This window comes from Virgibacillus sp. FSP13, assembly GCF_054048505.1.
This window is the reverse complement of sequence record NZ_JBSVKG010000002.1, coordinates 15,541-37,565: the sequence shown is the minus strand read 5'-3', so window position 1 is coordinate 37,565 and position 22,025 is coordinate 15,541. Positions and strand designations below refer to the sequence as shown.

Genomic DNA, 22,025 nt, shown 5'->3' with positions numbered 1-22,025 from the left:
CATTATACTTGCATCCGCATGATTTCGTTATAGGCATCAATTACTTTTCGCTGAATTTGAACAGAAGTTTCTAGCGTTATACTTGCTTTTTGCGCAGTAATCATCACATCATGCAAGTCATTAATTTCACCCTTTGCTAAGCTTTCCGTTTTTTGATTTGAAGCCACCTGTGTGTCATTAACGTGCTGTATTGCCGCTTTTAATGTATTCGCAAAATCAGCTTGTGCCTCTCCAGCTGAAATTTTAGGTTCGGCGCTTGCTTTAGCGGGTAAATATGATGGTGATATACCAGTTATACTTTGATTCATAATAAACGCTCCCTAATCCCTATTTGCCTATTTCCAAAGCTTTCATTAGCATACTTTTTGTTGCATTCACCGAGGTAATGTTTGCCTCATATGATCTGGTCGCACTCATTAAATCAACCATTTCCTTTAGTGGATCGACATTTGGTAATTCGACATAGCCAGCCTCATTTGCATCTGGATGGTTGGGGTTATAGACTAGCTTAAATGGTTCATCATCTTCTACTATTTCTGTAACTTTAACACCTGAACCTGGTGAAGAAGTTGTATTCGATGCTTTTTGTAGGAATGACTGAAAGCTTTTTTCCTTCGGCTCAACAACGGTCATTTTTCTACGGTACGGTTCATATTCACCATTCTCATTAACGGTAGCTCTGGTTGTTTGAGCATTGGCAATATTTGAAGAAATAACATCCATCCTTAATCGTTGAGCTGTTAATGCACTTGCACTCGTATTTAGCGCGTTAAAAATTGACATTATTATCTTCCTCCTCTAATAACTGTTTGCAAGCTGCGGAACTTCCCATTCATTCTGTCAACCAATGCTTGATAGTGAATTTGGTTTTCAGCAAGTTCTGCCATTTCTTTATCAATATCAACATTATTACCGTTATGATTGTACATCGTGTTACCCTTTGTAATAACTTGATAGGAATTTTGTAATGTTTCATTGTCAAATGGCAGATGTTTTGGATGTGTGCGTTTTGCCGCTAATGAATTCCCAAGTTCTTTATGTAATACGTTTTTAAAAGTTACATCTTTCGCCTTATAATTTGGAGTATCTACATTCGCGATATTGTTTGATATCGTGCTATTTTTAACACTTGCATAATCAAGCGAATTTTCGAGTGTTCGGAATGTACCACCAAACAAATCCATTACAATTCCTCCCCATTTAATGGAAACCTTTCTAACGGACATAAACTATATAATCCATACGAATATTGTAATTTATCCAATGAGCAATGTCTACGTTATTTCGACATATTCCGACTTAGGAAAATAAAATAGTTACAAATGACTAGGATTTAAGTCCTAAAAAAGTCACTTATCATTGGAGTGTTATATCAAAAAGTTGTACATCAATGAGTATATTATCACATTTTGTCAAATTTTAATAGCTGGTATAGGACTTTATTAATAAACTGCCATAAAATAAAAACACAGACGCCCGTTTAGCGACGTTCAAACTGGAGCACTTCGCAATGAGATAAAGGAAGCACGCCACAAAAGGGTATGCCGACGCCTGAGTGCAAGCCTAATGTTAGTCGACCTACCTTTATACCTGAGCTGATGATGACTTATCGTACAAAGGTAAGGGGAGTCTAGCTACTGCTTTAGCGTTGGAGCTGGACATGGGGTCATTATGCCGAATGTAAATTAGAGCCAAATTTTATAAAAAAAAGACTAGCGTTTCGCTAGTCTTTTTGCTTTCATTTTTTATCTAGAACGTAATTTCTCTAGTTCTACAAGAAATTTATCATTTAAAACTTTAATGAATGTCCCCTTCATTCCTAATGAACGGGATTCAATTACGCCGGCACTTTCTAATTTTCTTAGTGCGTTGACGATAACTGATCTGGTAATACCTACTCTATCAGCGATTTTACTTGCCACTAATAGACCTTCATTTCCATTTAATTCTTCAAAGATATGATCAATAGCTTCTAGTTCACTGTAGGAAAGTGAGCTTATTGCCATTTGAACAACCGCTTTACTTCTTGCTTCTAATTCAATTTCTTCTGTTTTTTCATGAAGAATTTCCATTCCAACTACAGTAGCACCGTATTCGCCTAGTAATAAATCATCATCACTAAAACTTTCTGTTAATCTACTTAGCACAAGAGTTCCAAGACGTTCCCCACCACCAATGATAGGTACGATTGTTGTTAAACCATTTTGGAATAGTTCACGATTCTCTACAGGAAATGCTGTATAAGAACTGTCAATATCCAAGTTAGCTGTTGTTTCATGGATGTTGAACAATCCTCTTGTATATTCTTCAGGGAATTGACGTTCTTCTAACATTGATTTCATACGCTCGTTTTCGATTTCCTGGTTGATCGCAAATCCTAATAATTTCCCTCTTCTGCTTACGATAAATACGTTCCCCCGGATGACATCTCTCAATGACGCTGACATTTCGTTAAAGTTTACTGATTTACCTGTTGCTTTCTGTAACATTGCGTTAATTTTTCTTGCTCGATCTAAAAGTTCCATGATAATCCTCCATTTCAATTGTTTAACTTATAATATAAATTGGCTTAAATCTTTATTTTTTACGATTGTACTTAATTTCTTATCAACATATTCTGGGGTGATTTTTACCGTCTCCATCGTAACGTCTGGTGCTTCAAACGATAAATCCTCAAGTAGTTTTTCCAAAATCGTGTGCAATCGTCTTGCCCCGATATTATCTGTCTCTTGATTCACTTGATAGGCAATTTCTGCTAGTCTAGTCACAGCTTCGTCTGTAAATGCAACATTTATACCTTCTGTTTTCAACAAAGCATGATATTGTTTCAGCAATGCGTTAGATGGCTCTTGTAAAATTCGTTTGAAATCTTCTACAACTAACTTTTCTAATTCAACCCGAATCGGGAATCTTCCTTGTAGTTCTGGTATTAAGTCAGAAGGCTTTGACATATGAAAGGCACCAGCGGCAATAAACAGCATGTGGTCTGTTTTTACTGGACCATGCTTGGTCACAACAGTAGATCCTTCCACAATCGGCAAAATATCTCGTTGTACACCTTCTCGTGATACGTTAGCCGAACTGTCCTGTTTACCAGCTACTTTATCAATTTCGTCAATAAACAAAATACCGGATTGCTCAGCGCGTTCAATTGCTTCCTGGGCAGCTTCTTCCATATCAACAAGTTTTTGTGCTTCTTGCAGTGTCAATACCTTTCTAGCCTCAGAGACCGGGAGCTTTCGTTTCTTCTTTTTCTTTGGCATAAACTGACCAAGGGCATCTTGCATATTCATACCCATTTGCTCCATACCCGAACCTTGCAGCATATCAAACATGGAAGGAGGAAGTTCCTCAATCTCCACAGTTACAATGTGGTCTTCCATTTCTCCAAGGGCAAGCTGGTGTTCAATCCGCTTCCGTTTGCTTCTAATTTCCTCGCTTTTATCTTGATCTTTTTCTTCATCATCTTCTTCGGATCCATTAGAGAAAAGCATTTCAAACGGATTTTTCATGTTGGATTGTTTTTTAGCCTGTGGCATCAAAAGTTGTACAAGTTTCTTGTCTGCTTCTACTTCTGCTTTACCCTTTACTTCTTCCATTTTTTCCTCTTTTACCATCCGCATAGCCATTTCAACCAAATCACGAACCATCGACTCAACGTCACGACCAACATAGCCTACTTCCGTGAACTTAGTTGCTTCTACTTTTACAAATGGCGCGCCAACAAGTTTAGCTAACCTTCTGGCAATCTCTGTTTTTCCTACACCCGTAGGGCCGATCATCAATATGTTCTTTGGTACGATTTCATCTTTAATCGATTCATCCAGTTTCATTCGACGATAGCGATTTCTTAGTGCAACAGCAACAGATTTTTTCGCTTGGTGTTGACCAATTATGTAATTATCTAACTGGTCAACAATTTGCTTTGGAGTTAAATCAATTCCCATTTGTTAATAAGGCCTCCTTATTAATCAAGTACTTCTAATGTGATGTGATCATTCGTGTAAACGCAAATCTCACCGGCAATCTCTAATGCCGCCTGAGCAATTTCCTTCGCGGTTAAGTTTTCACTGTGTCTTCGTAATGCTCGACCGGCGCTTAACGCATAATTACCGCCAGATCCGATAGCCAAGATACCATCATCAGGTTCAATTACTTCACCAGTCCCGGAAACCAAAAACATATTATCTTTATTCATCACAATCAGCATCGCTTCTAATTTCCGAAGTACTTTATCACTCCGCCACTCTTGCGCCAATTCTACTGCAGCGCGAGCAAGGTTTCCGTTAAATGCTTCCAATTTGCCTTCAAACTTTTCAAACAATGTAAATGCATCTGCGACAGATCCAGCAAAACCTGCCAACACCTGCCCATTAAATAACGTACGAACTTTCTTCGCTTTATGTTTCATTACTACTGCATTTCCCAATGTTACTTGCCCATCTCCGCTCATTGCACATTGTCCGTTGTGCATAATTGCAAAAATAGTCGTTGCATGCATTTCATTATTCACGATCATCACCTCTTGACCTTATTTTTGACCATTAGCCCTAGGGTGGCTGTTCATATAAACATTACGCAAGTGATCTTTGGTAACGTGTGTATATATTTGCGTAGATGATAAGTTTTCATGACCGAGTAGTTCCTGTACAGTACGAAGATCTGCCCCCGCATTTAGCAAATGTGTTGCAAAAGTATGCCGTAATTTATGTGGGTGAATGTGAACGGTCAATGCTGCTTTCTCTACCATCTTATTTAGCACTCCCCGCATTCCTCTTGTCGTTATCGGTGTGCCTCTGGCGTTAAGAAATACATTATCTGCTGTTGTTTTTGCTTTAGCAAGAAGTTGTTTTCTCCCCTCATTTATGTAAGTTTCCAGTGCAATTTCTGCAAATCGTCCAAAAGGAATATAGCGCTCTTTCCTGCCTTTTCCTTTTACAAACACAGTACCGATTGAAAAATCAATGTCCTGGATTTTTAATCCTTGGCACTCACTTACACGCATTCCCGTTGCATAAAACGTCTCCAACATAGCCTGATTACGTTGGCCTATTGGATCGGTCACATCACTGACTTCAAATAGTTTTTCTAATTCTTCCATATATAAAAATCCTGGAATTGGCTTCTGTGCTTTTGGTAGTGTTGCATGAAGAAAAGGATTCGTTGTGAGTTTTTCTTCACGTTCCAAAAATTTATAAAAGCTTCGCAAACTAGAAATTTTCCTGGATACAGACCGTCTATTAAGCTTATCATCATAAAGCGTAGTTAAAAAAAGACGTACAACTTGAGTATCAACTTCTTGTAACTTATTTATCCCCTCTCGTTGTAAAAAGCGGAAGAACGTTTCCAGATCATTCAGATAATACTCCACAGTATACGGCGAGGCATTTTTTTCAATTTGCAAATACTCTACAAATGCCTCGCTACTAGTTGAAAAGTTATTCAAATTTTCACCTCGCCTAAACAGAGACAAAAGCGGAAGCGCCCGGGTTAGCGCCGTATGGACTGCGTCCGTGCAACACGAGTGGTTCGATGTCGCCGCGCATAGCGGCGTTTTTTAATCGAACATTCCTACCGCAGAAGATAAAGGAAACATGCCTCTGCAAAAGGGGTATGCCGACGTTGGGCGCAAAGCCCGCTTTTAGTCGGCCTTCCTTTAGATTCGAACCGATGTTAACTTATCGTACGGAGGTGAAGGAAGTCCACTAGTCGCTGGGCGCTGGAGCTGGACGTGGCTGTTTTAGTTGCTAGCTATATACAGCCCCACTTCTTATATGTCCTAAACAGCGAATAAATCATATCATATTATAATCCGGAAAGCAATAAACTTAACAAAATTGTAATAAAATTCTGAATTGACCATATCAAGCCCTATAATTATCTTCATTCTAATACATGATGCTGTCAAGTAAATAAACTTACCAATTGGTAATTATAGCTTTTCCGAATTAAATAGTCAACAAACAACAATTGAAGAATTCAAATATATTTTTATCTTAGTATAGACAACAAATTATAAGCTTAATACTCATACTCTAAAATAACTTCAATTCATTAATCTTCTTTTTTGTATTCTCCGTACCTAATGTGTACAGCTTGCGATAAATGGAAAATAAATGATCACCGTATTCCGTCCGTTCATCATCCGCACCCCATTCATCAAACGGTTTCCCTAAATATTTTACTGCATCTTTTGCGTTTTTATTTTTCTTTGAAAATAGCATTCGAATTTCCTTGATTTCTTCTGGTGTCGCATTTATTTCATATTCAATTCCACTCTCAGGAATGGACACTTCACGGATATCCTCTGTATCAACTGTAACAAAATAAGTTTTTCGTTCCATTTTTCATGTCTTCCTCCTTCCACACTTACATAATACCCTTTTTCAAGTTAGTAAAACTTTGCAAACAAAAAACTGCCCGTAGTTACGAGCAGTTCACTATCAGTCTTGTGTTTTTTCTTTATAGTCACAATTTGTACACTGTATTTGTACTTGTTTTTTGCTTTTCTTTTCCACCAATAGGGAATCACATTTGGGACATGGTCTAGCAATTGGTTTATCCCAAGAAACGAAATCACAGTCAGGGAACCTGTCACATCCATAAAATGTTCGCTTTTTCTTCGATTTCCGTTCGACAACATTGCCCTCTTTACATTTCGGACACTTGACACCGATTTCTTTTAAAATAGGTTTGGTGTTTCGACATTCCGGAAAATTAGAGCATGCGAGAAATTTTCCATAACGTCCCATCTTATACACCATTTCGTGTCCACACTTCTCACAATCAATCCCAGCGGGTTCATCTTTGATTTCAATTTTCTCCATTTCTTCTTCTGCAGTTTCTAGCCGTTTATGAAACCCTTGATAAAATTCATCTAAAATACTAACCCAATTTGTTTTTCCTTCCTCGACTGAATCTAGGTCCTCTTCCATCTTTACTGTAAAGTCCACATCGATAATTTCCGGGAAAAACTCCTGTAGTAATTCCGTCACGATTTGCCCTAGCTCGGTCGGGATAAATCGCTTATTATCAACACTAACGTAACCCCTGCGTTGAATTGTATCAAGTGTTGGTGCATAAGTGGAAGGTCTACCAAGTCCCTGTTCTTCCATTGTTCTCACAAGTCTTGCCTCTGTATATCTCGGTGGCGGCTGGGTGAAGTGTTGATTCGGTACAATTTCATTTGCCTTCACTTCCATACCTTCCTGTAAATCAGGTAAATATTTAGCGTCCTCATTTTTCTTATCGTCTGTTCCTTCAATATAAACAGACATAAATCCTTTAAATTTCACCTTTGATCCTGTCGCACGGAATTCAACTCCGTTATTTAATAAATGAACAGTCATTGTATCCATAATTGCCGGAGCCATTTGACTTGCCAAGAAACGTTCCCAAATTAATTTATATAAACGCATTTGATCCCGTGATAAAACAGCTTTTAAGGATTTCGGATCACGCATGACGGAAGTGGGACGAATCCCTTCATGGGCATCCTGTGCTCCTTCTTTTTGTTTTGACTTTTTAGCGTGACCCAAATAATCCTTGCCATGTTTCTCTTCAATATAGCCTTTTGCCTCTTCCTTTGCGGTTTCGGATATACGTGTTGAGTCTGTACGCATGTATGTTATTAAACCTGTTATGCCTCCAGCTTTCTTCCCTAGATCAATACCTTCATAAAGCTGTTGTGCTACCATCATTGTTTTTTTGGCGCGAAAATTCAATTTACGGGCAGCCTCTTGTTGCAATGATGAAGTTGTAAAAGGTAAAGCCGGATTACGCTTGCGTTCACGTTTTTTTACTTTATCAATCGTAAATGTTTCACCATTTAATTTCTTTTGAATGTCTTTCACATCATCTTCTGTTTTTAATTCATGCTTTTTGTTATCGATTCCATAAAACGAACCCTCAAACGTTTCTTTACCTTTTATAAAGTTTGCTTCAATCGACCAGTATTCTTCTGGTTTAAAGTTTTCAATTTCCTTCTCTCGGTCAATAATCATTTTCACTGCGACCGATTGAACACGGCCAGCACTAAGACCCTTTTTCACTTTCTTCCACAACAGGGGACTAATGTTATAACCAACTAACCGATCAAGAATTCTTCTCGCTTGTTGTGCATCTACTAAATCCATATCAATGGAACGCGGATGTTTGAACGATTCTTTAATCGCATCCTTCGTAATTTCATTAAATACAACCCGACAATCTGAATTCTCATCAATTTTCAAGCTGTGAGCTAAATGCCATGCAATAGCTTCCCCTTCTCTGTCGGGGTCGGCTGCAAGATAGACTTTTTTAGCCTTTTTTGCGGCTGATTTAAGATTCTTTAGCACATCACCTTTACCGCGAATGGTAATATACTTTGGTTTGAATTCATTTTCTGTATCAACTCCCGTTTGGCTTTTCGGTAAATCCCGAACATGACCCATGGAAGCTTCTACTTTATATTTTTTTCCTAAATATCGTTCAATCGTTTTTGCCTTTGCAGGCGACTCAACGATTACAAGATAATCTGACATTTATATCTTTCCTCCCAAAATGAGGTTACCATAATTCAACTGAGAAATCTTCACTAATATTAAATATATAGTTTCTTTTTGTCAAACATGTTGAGATTATTTTTCTCATTTTCAAAACTATTTTCTTACATTTCCAGTTGAATATCTTTCAATGATTCCCAGTCCTCTGCAATGTCATTTGCAGTCCGAACAAGTTTCGCCCCATCTTGAATCATTCGATGACAGCCAACCGTTTGTGGTATTAGTGGAGAATCAGGTACAGCATAAACCTCTCTACCTTGATCCAGCGCTTGATCAACTGTAATCAATGTTCCACTACGTTCAGTCGCTTCGATTACCAGTGTACCAAATCCAAGACCACTTATAATTCGATTTCTTTCAGGAAAATGGAATTGCTTTGGGGGTGTATTCGGCGTATATTCGGACAGAATTAATCCATTTTGGGCAATCTGCTGAAATAATAATGTATTCTGTTTCGGATAAATATGGTGAAAGCCACTACCTAAAACTGCAATTGTCTTCTTTTTATTCTTTAATGCCAATTGATGTACATAACTATCAATTCCTTTAGCCATCCCACTAACTAAGAGCCAATCTTCCTCCATTAATGGGTGTAAAATAAAATTCATTTTACTATATGCATGTTGTGAAGGTTTCCGTGTACCAATAACACTTAAGGCAGGTTTATGGTTTAATAAGAATGTATCCCCTAAAGCGTAAAGCACCAATGGCGGATCTTTAATTGTTTTTAACATGGTTGGGTAGTTCTCGTCAACTATCGTTATTACCATATAGTTATCTATATCCTTTTTAATCGACTGATGAACTTGTTGGTTGTGAAGGTCTGTGTAGAGGTGTTGAGCGTTCTTTTGAGGTAAACCATACTGTTGACTGAGTTGTGTGGAGGAAAGCTTATAGAGGTTTGACAAAGAGGAATCGTAAAGAAGCATTTTTCCAATCGTACGTCTAGTAATCCCGCGACAACGATGTAAGTGAATTAATTTTTTTCGTAAATTGTTCAGATTCACTACAATCACATCCTATCCTTTATTTTTCCATTATAGATTAAAGAGGGGGGGCAATAACCCCCTCCCAAAATCAATGTGTTTTACATTTTTCATCTAAGTTATGTTCTTTTAGTACTTCAATCATCGTTTCTCCCATTACAGCAGGTGTTTCTGCAACTTTAATACCGCATTCGTTCATTACGCGCATTTTTTCTTCTGCAGTACCTTTACCACCAGAAATAATAGCACCAGCGTGGCCCATGCGTTTTCCTGGAGGTGCAGTTGCGCCACCAATAAAGCCGACTACAGGTTTTTTCATGTTTGCTTTTACCCATGCAGCAGCTTCTTCTTCAGCAGTACCACCGATTTCACCAATCATAACAACAGCCTCTGTTTCAGGATCTTCATTAAATGCTGATAAGACATCGATGAAATTTGTTCCGTTAACAGGATCTCCACCAATACCAACAGCAGTTGTTTGGCCATAGCCTGCCTCTGTTAATTGATGTACAGCCTCATATGTTAATGTTCCAGAACGTGAAACAACGCCAATGTGTCCTTTTTTATGAATGTATCCTGGCATGATACCAATTTTACATTCGTCTGCAGTAATAACACCTGGGCAGTTTGGTCCAACAAGGCGAGTTTTCTTACCTTCCATATAACGTTTTACTTTAACCATATCCATAACTGGAATATGTTCCGTAATACAAATAGCAAGGTCAAGCTCTGCGTCTACCGCCTCCAAAATTGCGTCTGCAGCAAATGGGGCAGGTACATAGATTACAGATGCAGTTGCACCTGTTGCATCCACAGCGTCCTGTACTGTATTAAATACCGGAACCCCTTCAACCTCTGTACCGCCTTTTTTTGGTGTAACGCCACCAACGATTTTTGTACCATATTCAAGCATTTGTTTCGTATGGAATCTAGCTGTTCCGCCAGTGATTCCTTGGACAATTACTTTTGTATCTTTATTTACATATACACCCATTCTCGTCCATCCTTTCTACGCAATCCTCATACGTTTTCTCATTCAATTTGCTATTGGCTAGCTACGCGTGGGCTAGCGGCTACTGTCATAGTCAATGGACACTTCGAACGGTAAAACCACCCGTTCTACGGTCCCTTGTCTATGCCCTACGCCGCTGGACAAGCCCGCTTCGCTTTTCTATGGCTAGCTACGCGTGGGCTAGCGGCTACTGTCATAGTCAATGGACACTTCGAACGGCAAAACCACCCGTTCTACGGTCCCTTGTCTATGCCCTACGCCGCTGGACAAGCCCGCTTCACTTTTCTATGGCTAGCTACGCGTGGGCTAGCGGCTACTGTCATAGTCAATGGACACTTCGAACGGCAAAACCACCCGTTCTACGGTCCCTTGTCTATGCCCTACGCCGCTGGACAAGCCCGCTTCGCTTTTCTACTTAACCATAGAAACGATTTTTTCTGCTCCGTCAGCCATTGAGTCAGCAGAAGTGATATTTAATCCTGATTCGTTTAAAATTTGCTTACCTAAATCAACATTCGTACCTTCTAAACGGACAACTAACGGCATTTCTAAGCCAACTTGTTTTGTAGCTTCAACAACACCTTCAGCAATAACATCACATTTCATGATTCCACCGAAAATATTAACGAAAATTCCTTTTACATGTGGATCGGACAAAATGATTTTAAATGCTTCGGTAACTTTTTCAGCAGTTGCACCGCCCCCAACATCAAGGAAGTTTGCCGGTTCGCCGCCAGAATGTTTGATGATGTCCATTGTTGACATTGCAAGTCCAGCACCGTTAACCATACAGCCGATATTTCCGTCTAGCGCAACATAACTTAGGTCATATTTGGATGCTTCGATTTCTTTTTCGTCTTCTTCGTCCAAATCACGAAATTCTTGGACGTCTTTTTGACGGAAAATTGCATTATCATCAAAGTTTAATTTCGCATCAAGTGCCATAACTTGTCCATCACCAGTTGTAACTAGTGGGTTGATTTCCGCAATAGAGCAATCTTTTTCCACAAACACTTGGTAAAGACCAGTCATGAATTTAACCGCCTTAGATAGCAATTCATCTGGAATGTTGATATTGAATGCTAGTCTGCGAGCTTGATAAGGAGACAAGCCAACAACTGGGTCAATTACTTCTTTAAAGATTTTTTCCGGAGTTTCAGCAGCAACTTCCTCAATTTCAGTACCGCCTTCTTCTGATGCCATCATAACGACACGGGAAGTAGCACGATCTAAGACAACCCCTACATAATATTCTTTCTTAATATCACAGCCTTCTTCAATAAGCAAGCGTTTAACTTCCTTACCTTCTGGACCTGTTTGATGCGTAACAAGCGTTTTACCTAATATTTCATCAGCATATGTACGCACTTCATCTAAATTTTTAGCAACTTTAACCCCGCCTGCTTTACCGCGTCCACCAGCGTGAATTTGTGCTTTTACTACTGTAACAGATGTTCCTAATTTTTTTGCAGCTTCAACAGCTTCATCTACAGTATACGCGACATGGCCGTTTGGAACGTTTACACCATATCCACGCAAAATTTCTTTGCCTTGATACTCATGAATGTTCATCCTTCATCCTCCCATCAAAAATCACTGCATTCCCATTGTATAAAAAAACGACAAATTTCACAAGAATAAGGAACAAAACATCAAAAGCGGAAGCGAATCGATGTTGACTTATCGGACGGAGGTGAGGGAAGTCTCGCTAACGCTTTAGCGCTGGAGCTGGACGTGGCTTGTCCCGCTCGAGAACAAATTAGAGGCCAAATTTTATACTTTCCTTACTTACAAAACAGGGTTACCGATGCTGTAAAAAGCATAAGCACGGAAACTTTTGTATGTCGTTTCCGTGCTCAGGGTAATATTATTATTCCTTCTTAGCGTTTCCAGCACTTTGATCTGCTTGATATACAAATGCAAAAACTTCCGCAACTGCTTGATAAAGTTCCTCCGGTATTGTCTCATTAATATTCAATTCAGATAACAACTCTACTAATGATGCATCCTCCTGAATCGGCACATTGTTTGCTTTTGCTTTCTCGATTATATTCTCAGCGGTTAAACCTTTTCCTGTAGCGGTAACCTTAGGAGCATGATCTTGGATTTTGTCATATCGCAATGCAGTAGCCTTTTTTCGTTTTATATTCATACGCGAAAATCCACCCCTTGAGCAGATAACGATTGATTATTTGTTATGATATCTGTTGATTTTATTCCTTTTAATGGTTTAAACGTAACAATCGATAAATGATAGTTCAATGCCTTTAGTGATTCTTTTAATACTGGTTTCAATGCTTGTGTTTGATCATGTAACTGATCTTGATCATTAAAAATAGTTATAGCTACGGATCGCTTTTGTACGTTCATATCAATAACTGTTTCCTTCCAGTTTGTTAAATCTAAATAAAATAAGATTCGGCAATAATCCGGACTGATTTCTCCCTTTTCTGTTTTCTTTCCCGTAAAATCAAGCTGCACATCCTGATTTAAAGCTAATTTTTCACCCGGTAATTGGATACTGGCCTGGATAAAATTTGCTGAATCATGAACGGAATTAATTTGCAGACCATTGATGAAATGTAATAATTGTTGTGATCGATCATGGGTCACTCCATCACTGTGTTGCAACAGTTGAATTAACATTGACTTAATTGTCGTTGATTGGTTTTCATTTTGAATTTGATTTTCATAATTGAGACCAGTAAAACGCAACACTTGCCAAACCTGTTGTAAAAATTGATCTCTCGGATTTAGTAAGTATACATTTTCATTTCCTTTTGCATTCGCTACCAATTGATCCACTTTCGTATTAACTTGATTATTGTGCATTGACTCAAAAGTGGTTAAAAGATGCTGAAGTGATTCCAGGTTATTTTGTACATGCTTTTGAATTTGCTGTGCTTGATTATTAGTAAGTACTGGTAATAATGTTTTCTTTATTTGCTGTTTTAGCACAGCAAATTCACCATGAGTTAAGTTCGTATGTTTTTGCAGTGCTTGACCAATTTCTTTCGTCCAGTTTTTTAGAAATTGTTTTACATCTTGACTAATTTTTTTGTTAAATACCTCTAATTTTTTTACGCTTGTTTCATAATCCAATTGGTATGGAAGTGCTACATTACTAGTACGATTGAAGTGTTCATTAACCTTACCCCATTCAGCTTTCCATGATGCAAAACTAACTTCCGTGTTTACCACTCCAGCTTGCTTTAACATATTAAAAAATTGCGGCCTGTTTTGGTCTACCTCATTCATGATATGTTTCATGAAAGCAGCCCTTCCATCAGTTGGCCGCTCAGTCATGGAAGATAATTGTTTCATTAGCTGATGTTGTACCGGCGTTTGGTTCGTATCCTGCTTCAGCTGAAACAACAATGCCTTCATTTGATCAGAAAATCCACTTGTACGATTCGTATGTAAGGCTTGGAAAACGGAATCTGTTAGCGGCAATTTATGCGCGATCATTTCTTTAGCAATTTGTCGAGCTTGAATTTTATTATTCGTAGCGTCAATTAATTGAAATGCCTTTACTAGTTGTTCTTTGTCAAACGGGATCTTTTCAGTCATAAGCAGCTTTAAAAGAGCTATATGTTGTTTTGTCGACTTTAACCCCAATTTCTTTAGTAAGCTTTCAACATTTTGTTGCACTTGGCCTTTTAATTGATATCCCAGTACCCTTAAACGAACGAGGTCACCTGTAGCTTGTACTTGAAAATGATACGATTCTCCTGTTGTTAATGAGGCTTCTAATTGTGCGATCAAATTCTTAGTACCAAGCTGAATTTTCGCTTTGTTATTTGGGTATAAATGTAAAATTTTACCTTGGATAATTTGACCTTGTCGTAGTACAGGTTGCGATTCTTGTATGTTAGACCCAGCAAGGCGAGTTAGTTGTTGAAGACGCAATTAGATTCACCCCATTTCATTTTACTTGATTCACTTAGCTGCATTTTTTACAGGTGCATATGATTTTCGATGATATTGCGTAATCCCGTGTTGTTCTAACATGTCCATATGGTGCCTTGTACCGTACCCCATATTGGACGCAAAATCATACATTGGAAATTCTATATGGATTTTTTTCATTAACTGATCTCGTGTAACCTTCGCTAAAATACTGGCAGCTGCAACGCTAATGCTTTTTTGATCACCCTTTACAATTGCTTCAGATGTACATGGAAGATTATCAAGGTTAACCGCATCAATTAAAACATGATCCGGTTTTGGTTCAAGTTGGCTTATGGCGTCATACATTGCTAGTTTCGTCGCTTCATATATATTAACTTGATCAATCTTTTGATTACTAACGATAGAGATTCCATAACTCACCGCTTGCTTTTTTATAATCTCAAAAAAACGATTACGTGTTGCTTCATTTAATTGCTTGGAATCGTTTAAACCGAGTAAAGTAAAATCCCTAGGCAAAATAACCGCTGCGGCTACCACTGGACCAGCAAGTGGACCCCTGCCAGCTTCATCCATTCCAGCAATATACCGGCAGCCTTTATCATAATTTATTTGTTCAAAGTGGCACATCTCTGCGAAGTTTTTTTTCATTACTTGTTCTTTACGCTTTTCGCGATCGTAGCGTTGGAGTAATTTTTGAACTCCTTTGCGTTCATCTTTTCTTAATTCAGCTATTATGTCATTAGTCACTGCATTCGTTTCAAATAATTGTTTTAAAGCAACAATTGATTTTTTATCCATATGTACACCTCTACTGTTAATATCGGTTCGGTTCATCTATTTGTTTATGAAAAAAGTTGACACGCACCCGAAGATGTATGCCAACTAATCTGCAGCCGACTCTAATGTGACTTTTCCTAGTTTCCCTGTGCGAAGATCACGAATAACAATATCAGCTACTTTATCAAAATTAACGTTACCTCCACTTTCCAGGCAGCCGCGCTGTTTTCCAATTGCAACAAAAACATCCCACATGTCGTCCATATCACGATCAATTGGATATCTGTCTTCAATTAGTTCCGGATAATGTTCCTGCATATAGTTGATAACAAAGGCTGTTATATCTTGCAAGGAAAGTAATTGATCTTTTATCGTTCCTAACGCAGCCAAACGGTAGCCAACTAGTTCCTCTTCAAACTTAGGCCACAATATTCCTGGTGTATCAAGTAATTCAAAGTCTTTTTTCACTTTAATCCATAATTGTTGTTTTGTTACACCAGGTCGGTCACCCGTTTTTGCAATTTTTTTATGAGCGAGCCGGTTAATTAAAGTTGATTTCCCAACATTTGGTATTCCGACAATCATTGCTCTGGCAGGACGCGGCTGAATACCTTTTTTCTTTAATTTTTCCATTTTCTCTTGACCAAGGTCTTTGGCAATTTGAATTACCTTTTGAATATCTGACTTATCATTTACATTAATCGCAATAGCTGTACTGCCTTTTTGATTAAAGTATTGAATCCATTTATCTGTTTCACGTTGATCGGCTAAATCTTTTTTCATTAAAACGATCATTTTAGGCTTACTTTGTAGAACCTGCTGAAGCATGGGATTTTGCGATGATAACGGTGCACGTGCATCAACTAATTCCATAACAAAATCAACAAGTTTCAATTTTTCTTCCACTTCACGGCGTGCTTTCGCCATGTGGCCCGGAAACCATTGTATTGGCATAACTTTTTTCACCCTATTCTTTTACTATCTGAAAATGATCAAATGGCCAGTAAATGAAACTGGTTTTTCCAACAATTTGATCCATGGAAATCAGACCTAACATACGGCTATCCGTTGAATTACTGCGATTATCACCAAGTACTAATACATAATCATCTGGAATCGTTTCATACCCACCAGGAAGGTCCTCTAAACGAAAATCGCCAGTTAAAACCTCTCCAGGTTGTAGATCTTCCTTCTGTTTGTTTAAAAACGGCTCGGCAACTTTCTTACCATCAATGTATAATGTTTCGTCTTCAACAGCTACATGTTCACCTGGTAGTCCAATTACCCGTTTAATAAAATCCTTCTTTTCCGTAGCATGGAAAACAACGATATCAAATCGTTCTGGTTCATGAAGGTGGTAAACAAACTTATTAACAATCATTTGGTCCCGATTGTGTAACGTCGGTTGCATGGACGGACCATCGACAACAATTGGTGCAAAAAAGAACATTCTTACAACAAAGACTAGTCCAAATGCAAAAAGTAATGCTTTGACCCAACCGAACCACTCACTTTTCTCTTGCTTGGTCATAATCTAACCTCCAGCAGTTACAATGTGTATACATTATGTTTTGCTACAAATGATTCGCTATTCTAAAGTAAAAAAGAGCTTGCACACAAGGCCAAGCTCCTTTCTCACAGAATTATGATTACCGACGTTCTTTAATACGTGCAGCTTTACCACGTAGATTACGAAGATAGTATAGTTTAGCACGACGTACAATACCACGACGGGAAACTTCAATTTTCGCAACTCTTGGTGAGTGTAATGGGAAAGTACGTTCAACACCTACACCATAAGAAAGCTTTCTTACTGTAAATGTTTCGCTAATTCCACCATTTTGACGTTTGATAACAACACCTTCAAACACCTGAATACGTTCGCGAGTTCCTTCAACAACTTTAACGTGAACTTTTACAGTGTCACCCGCGCGAAAATCAGGATGATCTGTGCGAAGTTGATCTTTTGTGATGTCTTCGATTAATTTTTGCATCCTACTTCACTCCTTCCAAACTAATGCTCATATCTCACTAGGTGACAGCGGAACATCGTTTTAATGCCTAAGCCGAACACTTAAGCACAACAATTAATATACCATAACAGAGACGTCAGTTCAACTGTTTTTCGGTTAAAATTACTTACGCTATTCTATCTTTTATTGCGGCGGACATAATCCTCATGCCACTTGTTATGCAAGTATTCCTGATTTTTTTGTGAATAAACGTTCGCAGTCGCCATACCAACTATCATGAAAACAACACCAGCACCAATACCATATTCAACATAACCGATAGCAAAACATATAATACACGTTACCAACAGGGCGATTATTAAAAACAAAAGAAACTTTTTCATAAGAAATTGCTCCCTTCCTCTTCGCAAATCTTTAATTGCTCCTATTAAATACATCTGGGTCTATTGAAACAATCCTTCTTGTGTTAAAAAACCCCTGCTCCTATCGAAATCTTCACCATATCCAAGTAACGTATGTGTTAATTCATGTACAAGGGGATAATTGTCATCCGTAATCGAATATAGTATTATTTCCTTTCTGGAACCAAAGGATGGCGCATTGCCTTGTAGAAGTAATATATCGATCTCCTTGGCAGGAACATAGTCTGTTTTGATTGAATTCGTAATATCATTGTACGCCTGCAAAATCTCCTTTTTAATTTTTTCAACTTTTTCCTTGGATGCCTCTACATTATTAATAATTTCAAAGGTAATCTTTCCATCATCGGTAACAATTCTCTCATTTCCAGATGACTTAGCTTGTTCCGTATCATTTTGCCAAGAAGTTTCTTTTGAAATCGATTGTTCACTACTGCAGGCGGTAACTAATAGTGTAAATAATAGAATAAACACCAATAGTCGAATGATGATACCCCCCGAAATGGCTTATTTACTATTTCAATATACCTGTATTTTTAGAATACTTCAATATCTTTATTGGAAAATAACATACAAAACCTCTCGACAAAATTTGTGCACAAAAAAACTATGACCTCTACCTGATCATAGTTTATCTATCATGCCTATTTTTAATTTCATCTAATAACAGCAGGTCATTTTCCGATAAATCTTTCCGCTTGATCAAATCTCTCCGTCGTTCATATGTCCGTCTCAGTGATTCCCTCCTGCGCCATTGTTCAATTTTACCGTGGTCACCTGATAACAAGACATCAGGGGCCTTCATGCCGCGGAAATCTGCTGGACGGGTATAATGGGGGTGTTCTAGCAATCCGGTCGAGAAGGAGTCCTCTGGTGCAGATTCTTTGTTACCCAATACATCCGGGAGCAGCCTAACAACACTATCAATCACAACCATTGCCCCAAGCTCACCACCGGTCAGAACGTAATCACCGATCGAAATTTCATCTGTTACAAGATGTTCCCTGATCCGCTCATCATAGCCTTCATAATGCCCGCAAATAAAAACAAGATGTTCTTCCGTTGCCAATTCTTCAGCTTTTTTTTGGTTGTACGGTTCACCTTGGGGACACATTAAAATTATCCTAGGGGTTGTCGTTTTTTCTTTCATAATGGTATCAACAGCGTCAAATACAGGCTGCGGGGTTAAAACCATACCTGCCCCGCCACCATATGGATAGTCATCTACTTTCTTGTGCTTATTCTCCGTGTAATCACGGAAGTTAACCAAATTGTAGGTGAATTGGTTTTTATCTTGGGCTTTCTGTAAAATAGAAGAATTAAAAACACTTGAGATCATTTCCGGAAAGAGTGTTAGAACGTCAATATGCATTAGTCAAGCAGTCCTTCCATTGGCTCAATAACCACTTTATTTGCTTCAATATCAATTTGCTTCACAACATCCTCAATATACGGTATTAATAAGTCTTTACCCTGAGGCCGTTTTACTACCCATATATCATTCGCTCCAGGTGCTAAAATCTCTTTAATAGTCCCTAACATTTTCCCTTCAGTTGTATAGACGTCACAACCAATGATTTCGTGGTAGTAATACTCATTTTCATCTAAGTCTGTTAGCTGAGCTTCAGTAATTTTCAACTGTGCACCTTTAAAATGTTCTACATCATTAATATTATCAAGACCTTTGAAATGGATAAGGTCAAAGCCTTTATGTGTTCGATGCCCATCAATTACTACTGGAAGAGGATCCTCCTTTTCCATAACCACATATAACGTTTCACCAATAGCAAAGCGTTCTGCAAAATCACTAATACGGATTGCTTTTACTTCCCCACGAATCCCATGCGTGTTGACGACTTTACCAACATTAAAAAATTCTACTCCATCCATAAACTCACCTACTATTCATCAATCCGAATGACAACATCATCTTTAATGACAATTGCTCTATCATCCATTATTTCATTCCAATGCGTACCTACATCTACCTCAACAAGAGCTTCAACTTCTTTTTCTACGATTTCACTACCTATTTCTAACATGTCCAACTGCTCAATCTTGAAATCGAGCAATTTCATTTTTTCTTTACGGTTTTTGATTTCCTGCTGAAAACGACTAGCAACTTCTTGCTTTGATACACCCGTTTTATTTTGCAGTTTACGTTGTTCAAACAGTAGTTGTTGACACTCTTGTTCAAGCCGCATTTTATGTTGGTCAAAATTTGTTTGTAACTTTGCCTTGCTTTTTTCCGTGACAATTTGTTTGATTAATACCTTTTTGATTATCTTCATACCTGTTCCTCGCTCTCCTAAAACGATTTAAAACAGTCATGTGTAAAAAGGGAAAGGTATCCGCCTCTCCCTTTTTACATAATATCTAAATAAATTCGTTTGTTAGCATCCGTACGTGCTGCATAAACAACGGTACGGATTGCTTTAGCGATACGACCATTTTTGCCAATAACCTTACCAACATCATGTTGATTCACAGTTAGATGGTAAACAATCTTTGCTTCCTCTTCTGTTTCTGTCACAACGATATCATCTGGATAATCGACTAGCGCTGTAACAATTGATTCGATTAGGGCTTTCATGATATCTCACTACCTTACTATTGATTTTTTTGGTCGTGGAATTTCTTCATGATGCCTTGTTTTGAGAAAAGATTACGTACTGTATCACTTGGTTTTGCACCATTCGTCATCCAGCTAAGTGCTTTCTCTTCATCAATTTTAACTTCAACCGGGTTCACTACCGGGTTATATGTTCCAATTTGTTCGATTTGACGTCCATCACGAGGAGAACGTGAATCAGCTACAACGATACGATAAAATGGATTTCTTTTAGATCCCATACGTTTTAAGCGAATTTTTACAGCCATGTTTTTGCACCTCCAATTAATTATCTATCACAAGTTTAGATTCTATCAGAAACTTGTTTGTCTGTAAAGTGTTTTTCCATTACAACACAAATATATTCTGACGGCTGGGCACATTTCCGTTACAGAAACAGCCACGTCAAGCTCTAGTGCCCAATGGCTTTTTGTGCTTTACATAAACGGAAACTTCATACCCTTTCCTTTTTTACCCTTTTGCATGTTGGTCATTTGTTTCATCATTTTCTTCATTTCGCCAAATTGTTTGAGTAGTCGATTGACTTGCGATACGGACGTCCCTGATCCTTTAGCAATACGCTTTTTACGACTTGCATTCATAATATCAGGTTCTTGTCGCTCTTTTTTGGTCATCGATTGAATGATAGCTTCTACTTGGGTAAGCTGACTTTCATCAATTTGGGCATTTTTTAAGCCTTTCATTTTTCCTGAACCCGGAATCATAGAGAGCAAATCTTCTAATGGACCCATTTTCTTTACTTGACCCATTTGCTCTAAAAAGTCATCAAAGGTGAATGACGCGGTCCGCATTTTTTCTTCTAATTCTTTCGCCTGCTTCTCATCGACGGTTGTTTGTGCTTTTTCAATTAGTGTTAACACATCACCCATGCCAAGGATCCGTGAGGCCATACGCTCTGGATGGAATGCTTCTAATTCGTCAAGTTTTTCACCCATACCAGCAAATTTAATTGGCTTATCTGTGACAGCTTTAATGGAAAGTGCGGCACCACCACGGGTGTCCCCATCAAGTTTCGTTAAGACAACACCAGATATATCCAACTGTTCATTAAAACTTTCCGCAACATTAACAGCATCCTGACCTGTCATTGCATCAACAACTAAGAAAATTTCATCCGGTTTAACGGTTGATTTAATTTGTTGTAATTCATCCATCAATTCATTATCAACATGCAGACGTCCAGCAGTATCAATGATGACATAATCATGATGCTCTTCTTTTGCTTGTTCGATTGCCTTCGTTGCTATATCAACTGGATTTGCTTCAGTTCCCATGGAAAATACTGGCATGTTTAATTGTGTTCCCAATGTTTCTAACTGCTTAATTGCGGCTGGACGATAGATATCACATGCCACAAGTAATGGTGAACGGTTATGTTTTTTTCGTAGTAAATTAGCAAGCTTCCCTGTTGTCGTTGTTTTACCTGCACCTTGCAGACCGACCATCATAATAACGGTTGGCGACTTATCAGCAACAGCAACTTTACTTTGTTCGCCACCCATTAGGTCGGTTAACTCTTCTTTAACAACTTTTATAACTTGTTGACCAGGTGTGAGGCTTTCCATCACTTCTTGTCCAACAGCACGTTCTTTTATTCGTTTTATTAAATCTTTGACAACTTTAAAATTCACATCGGCTTCAAGTAAAGCCAGGCGGACTTCACGTGTCATTTCCTTAACGTCTTGCTCACTGACTTTACCTTTACCAGTTATTTTTTTTATTGTACTTTGCAGGCGGTCGGCCAGTCCTTCAAATGCCATAGAAGGTGTCC

Annotated in this window: 26 protein-coding genes; all 26 read right to left on the bottom strand. The window is 38.3% G+C overall.

From position 1 onward, the window contains the following. Nucleotides 1-2: 2 nt before the first annotated feature. The 26 genes from fliE to ffh all read right to left on the bottom strand — a co-directional run bounded on the left by fliE (nt 3) and on the right by ffh (nt 22,014). The gene (fliE, locus tag ACW2QC_RS02020; RefSeq protein WP_457542319.1) at nt 3-308 is read right to left on the bottom strand and encodes a flagellar hook-basal body complex protein FliE; all 306 of its coding nucleotides are present in this window, start codon (nt 306-308) and stop codon (nt 3-5) included. 19 nt (nt 309-327) lie between these two features. Further along, nucleotides 328-783: a flagellar basal body rod protein FlgC gene (gene flgC, locus ACW2QC_RS02015; protein ID WP_457542318.1), complete on the bottom strand. Its 456-nt coding sequence runs from the start codon at nt 781-783 to the stop codon at nt 328-330. 2 nt (nt 784-785) lie between these two features. Next, entirely contained in the window at nt 786-1,184 is a 399-nt protein-coding gene (flgB, locus tag ACW2QC_RS02010) for a flagellar basal body rod protein FlgB (protein WP_457542317.1), read from the bottom strand. 561 nt (nt 1,185-1,745) lie between these two features. Then, the gene (codY, locus tag ACW2QC_RS02005) at nt 1,746-2,525 is read right to left on the bottom strand and encodes a GTP-sensing pleiotropic transcriptional regulator CodY (protein WP_106497631.1); all 780 of its coding nucleotides are present in this window, start codon (nt 2,523-2,525) and stop codon (nt 1,746-1,748) included. A gap of 27 nt (nt 2,526-2,552) precedes the next feature. Next, entirely contained in the window at nt 2,553-3,947 is a 1,395-nt protein-coding gene (gene hslU, locus ACW2QC_RS02000; RefSeq protein WP_457542316.1) for an HslU--HslV peptidase ATPase subunit, read from the bottom strand. A 20-nt stretch (nt 3,948-3,967) separates the two neighbouring features. Further along, nucleotides 3,968-4,513, bottom strand: coding sequence for an ATP-dependent protease subunit HslV (hslV, locus tag ACW2QC_RS01995; protein ID WP_457542315.1), 546 nt, complete (start codon nt 4,511-4,513; stop codon nt 3,968-3,970). A gap of 18 nt (nt 4,514-4,531) precedes the next feature. After that, entirely contained in the window at nt 4,532-5,446 is a 915-nt protein-coding gene (gene xerC / locus ACW2QC_RS01990) for a tyrosine recombinase XerC (RefSeq protein WP_457542314.1), read from the bottom strand. 589 nt (nt 5,447-6,035) lie between these two features. After that, nucleotides 6,036-6,344 carry a hypothetical protein gene (locus ACW2QC_RS01985; protein WP_457542313.1) on the bottom strand — a complete coding sequence of 103 codons (309 nt, stop codon included), beginning with the start codon at nt 6,342-6,344 and terminating at the stop codon, nt 6,036-6,038. Nucleotides 6,345-6,443: 99 nt separating this feature from the next. Beyond that, nucleotides 6,444-8,522: a type I DNA topoisomerase gene (gene topA / locus ACW2QC_RS01980; protein WP_457542312.1), complete on the bottom strand. Its 2,079-nt coding sequence runs from the start codon at nt 8,520-8,522 to the stop codon at nt 6,444-6,446. A gap of 125 nt (nt 8,523-8,647) precedes the next feature. Further along, entirely contained in the window at nt 8,648-9,550 is a 903-nt protein-coding gene (gene dprA / locus ACW2QC_RS01975; protein ID WP_457542311.1) for a DNA-processing protein DprA, read from the bottom strand. A gap of 70 nt (nt 9,551-9,620) precedes the next feature. Next, nucleotides 9,621-10,523 carry a succinate--CoA ligase subunit alpha gene (gene sucD, locus ACW2QC_RS01970; protein WP_457542310.1) on the bottom strand — a complete coding sequence of 301 codons (903 nt, stop codon included), beginning with the start codon at nt 10,521-10,523 and terminating at the stop codon, nt 9,621-9,623. A 429-nt stretch (nt 10,524-10,952) separates the two neighbouring features. Continuing rightward, nucleotides 10,953-12,113, bottom strand: a complete 1,161-nt coding sequence (gene sucC / locus ACW2QC_RS01965; protein WP_457542309.1) for an ADP-forming succinate--CoA ligase subunit beta — start codon at nt 12,111-12,113, stop codon at nt 10,953-10,955. Between the two features lie 298 nt (nt 12,114-12,411). Then, entirely contained in the window at nt 12,412-12,693 is a 282-nt protein-coding gene (locus ACW2QC_RS01960) for an EscU/YscU/HrcU family type III secretion system export apparatus switch protein (protein ID WP_457542308.1), read from the bottom strand. After that, entirely contained in the window at nt 12,690-14,450 is a 1,761-nt protein-coding gene (locus ACW2QC_RS01955) for a hypothetical protein (protein ID WP_457542307.1), read from the bottom strand. Before ACW2QC_RS01955 ends, ACW2QC_RS01960 begins: the two co-directional genes overlap by 4 nt. Before the next feature lie 30 nt (nt 14,451-14,480). Further along, a complete protein-coding gene (locus ACW2QC_RS01950; protein ID WP_457542306.1) occupies nt 14,481-15,251 on the bottom strand; it encodes a ribonuclease HII in 771 nt (256 codons plus the stop codon). Nucleotides 15,252-15,335: 84 nt separating this feature from the next. Further along, on the bottom strand, nt 15,336-16,184 hold the full coding sequence (gene ylqF / locus ACW2QC_RS01945) for a ribosome biogenesis GTPase YlqF (protein WP_457542305.1): 849 nt from the start codon (nt 16,182-16,184) through the stop codon (nt 15,336-15,338). Between the two features lie 13 nt (nt 16,185-16,197). Continuing rightward, the gene (gene lepB, locus ACW2QC_RS01940; RefSeq protein WP_457542304.1) at nt 16,198-16,761 is read right to left on the bottom strand and encodes a signal peptidase I; all 564 of its coding nucleotides are present in this window, start codon (nt 16,759-16,761) and stop codon (nt 16,198-16,200) included. Between the two features lie 118 nt (nt 16,762-16,879). After that, a complete protein-coding gene (gene rplS / locus ACW2QC_RS01935; protein WP_457542303.1) occupies nt 16,880-17,224 on the bottom strand; it encodes a 50S ribosomal protein L19 in 345 nt (114 codons plus the stop codon). A gap of 155 nt (nt 17,225-17,379) precedes the next feature. After that, nucleotides 17,380-17,586 carry a hypothetical protein gene (locus ACW2QC_RS01930; protein WP_457542302.1) on the bottom strand — a complete coding sequence of 69 codons (207 nt, stop codon included), beginning with the start codon at nt 17,584-17,586 and terminating at the stop codon, nt 17,380-17,382. Between the two features lie 60 nt (nt 17,587-17,646). Further along, nucleotides 17,647-18,099 carry a hypothetical protein gene (locus tag ACW2QC_RS01925; RefSeq protein WP_457542301.1) on the bottom strand — a complete coding sequence of 151 codons (453 nt, stop codon included), beginning with the start codon at nt 18,097-18,099 and terminating at the stop codon, nt 17,647-17,649. Nucleotides 18,100-18,253: 154 nt separating this feature from the next. Further along, entirely contained in the window at nt 18,254-18,994 is a 741-nt protein-coding gene (gene trmD / locus ACW2QC_RS01920; protein WP_457542300.1) for a tRNA (guanosine(37)-N1)-methyltransferase TrmD, read from the bottom strand. Next, the gene (gene rimM / locus ACW2QC_RS01915) at nt 18,994-19,512 is read right to left on the bottom strand and encodes a ribosome maturation factor RimM (protein WP_457542299.1); all 519 of its coding nucleotides are present in this window, start codon (nt 19,510-19,512) and stop codon (nt 18,994-18,996) included. Before rimM ends, trmD begins: the two co-directional genes overlap by 1 nt. An 11-nt stretch (nt 19,513-19,523) precedes the next feature. After that, the gene (locus ACW2QC_RS01910; RefSeq protein ID WP_457542298.1) at nt 19,524-19,913 is read right to left on the bottom strand and encodes a YlqD family protein; all 390 of its coding nucleotides are present in this window, start codon (nt 19,911-19,913) and stop codon (nt 19,524-19,526) included. Nucleotides 19,914-19,987: 74 nt separating this feature from the next. Beyond that, nucleotides 19,988-20,215 (bottom strand): KH domain-containing protein, encoded by a 228-nt coding sequence (locus ACW2QC_RS01905; RefSeq protein ID WP_457542297.1) that lies wholly within the window; start codon nt 20,213-20,215, stop codon nt 19,988-19,990. Between the two features lie 17 nt (nt 20,216-20,232). Beyond that, nucleotides 20,233-20,502, bottom strand: coding sequence for a 30S ribosomal protein S16 (gene rpsP / locus ACW2QC_RS01900; RefSeq protein ID WP_106497648.1), 270 nt, complete (start codon nt 20,500-20,502; stop codon nt 20,233-20,235). Between the two features lie 168 nt (nt 20,503-20,670). Continuing rightward, nucleotides 20,671-22,014: a signal recognition particle protein gene (ffh, locus tag ACW2QC_RS01895; protein WP_457542296.1), complete on the bottom strand. Its 1,344-nt coding sequence runs from the start codon at nt 22,012-22,014 to the stop codon at nt 20,671-20,673. Nucleotides 22,015-22,025 lie beyond the last annotated feature (11 nt).

Excerpts from the sequence above, each read along its gene's own strand:
- fliE (WP_457542319.1), bottom strand. The coding sequence starts at position 308 with ATGAATCAAAGTATAACTGGTATATCACCATCATATTTACCCGCTAAA.
- rimM (WP_457542299.1), bottom strand. The coding sequence starts at position 19,512 with ATGGATGGAGTAGAATTTTTTAATGTTGGTAAAGTCGTCAACACGCAT.
- flgB (WP_457542317.1), bottom strand. The coding sequence starts at position 1,184 with ATGGATTTGTTTGGTGGTACATTCCGAACACTCGAAAATTCGCTTGAT.
- sucD (WP_457542310.1), bottom strand. The coding sequence starts at position 10,523 with ATGGGTGTATATGTAAATAAAGATACAAAAGTAATTGTCCAAGGAATC.
- ACW2QC_RS01950 (WP_457542306.1), bottom strand. The coding sequence starts at position 15,251 with ATGGATAAAAAATCAATTGTTGCTTTAAAACAATTATTTGAAACGAAT.
- rpsP (WP_106497648.1), bottom strand. The coding sequence starts at position 20,502 with ATGGCTGTAAAAATTCGCTTAAAACGTATGGGATCTAAAAGAAATCCA.
- rplS (WP_457542303.1), bottom strand. The coding sequence starts at position 17,224 with ATGCAAAAATTAATCGAAGACATCACAAAAGATCAACTTCGCACAGAT.
- codY (WP_106497631.1), bottom strand. The coding sequence starts at position 2,525 with ATGGAACTTTTAGATCGAGCAAGAAAAATTAACGCAATGTTACAGAAA.
- ACW2QC_RS01985 (WP_457542313.1), bottom strand. The coding sequence starts at position 6,344 with ATGGAACGAAAAACTTATTTTGTTACAGTTGATACAGAGGATATCCGT.
- hslU (WP_457542316.1), bottom strand. The coding sequence starts at position 3,947 with ATGGGAATTGATTTAACTCCAAAGCAAATTGTTGACCAGTTAGATAAT.
- ffh (WP_457542296.1), bottom strand. The coding sequence starts at position 22,014 with ATGGCATTTGAAGGACTGGCCGACCGCCTGCAAAGTACAATAAAAAAA.
- ACW2QC_RS01905 (WP_457542297.1), bottom strand. The coding sequence starts at position 20,215 with ATGAAAGCCCTAATCGAATCAATTGTTACAGCGCTAGTCGATTATCCA.
- trmD (WP_457542300.1), bottom strand. The coding sequence starts at position 18,994 with ATGCATATTGACGTTCTAACACTCTTTCCGGAAATGATCTCAAGTGTT.
- topA (WP_457542312.1), bottom strand. The coding sequence starts at position 8,522 with ATGTCAGATTATCTTGTAATCGTTGAGTCGCCTGCAAAGGCAAAAACG.
- flgC (WP_457542318.1), bottom strand. The coding sequence starts at position 783 with ATGTCAATTTTTAACGCGCTAAATACGAGTGCAAGTGCATTAACAGCT.
- lepB (WP_457542304.1), bottom strand. The coding sequence starts at position 16,761 with ATGACCAAGCAAGAGAAAAGTGAGTGGTTCGGTTGGGTCAAAGCATTA.
- ACW2QC_RS01910 (WP_457542298.1), bottom strand. The coding sequence starts at position 19,913 with ATGAAGATAATCAAAAAGGTATTAATCAAACAAATTGTCACGGAAAAA.
- ACW2QC_RS01930 (WP_457542302.1), bottom strand. The coding sequence starts at position 17,586 with ATGAAAAAGTTTCTTTTGTTTTTAATAATCGCCCTGTTGGTAACGTGT.
- sucC (WP_457542309.1), bottom strand. The coding sequence starts at position 12,113 with ATGAACATTCATGAGTATCAAGGCAAAGAAATTTTGCGTGGATATGGT.
- ylqF (WP_457542305.1), bottom strand. The coding sequence starts at position 16,184 with ATGCCAATACAATGGTTTCCGGGCCACATGGCGAAAGCACGCCGTGAA.
- ACW2QC_RS01960 (WP_457542308.1), bottom strand. The coding sequence starts at position 12,693 with ATGAATATAAAACGAAAAAAGGCTACTGCATTGCGATATGACAAAATC.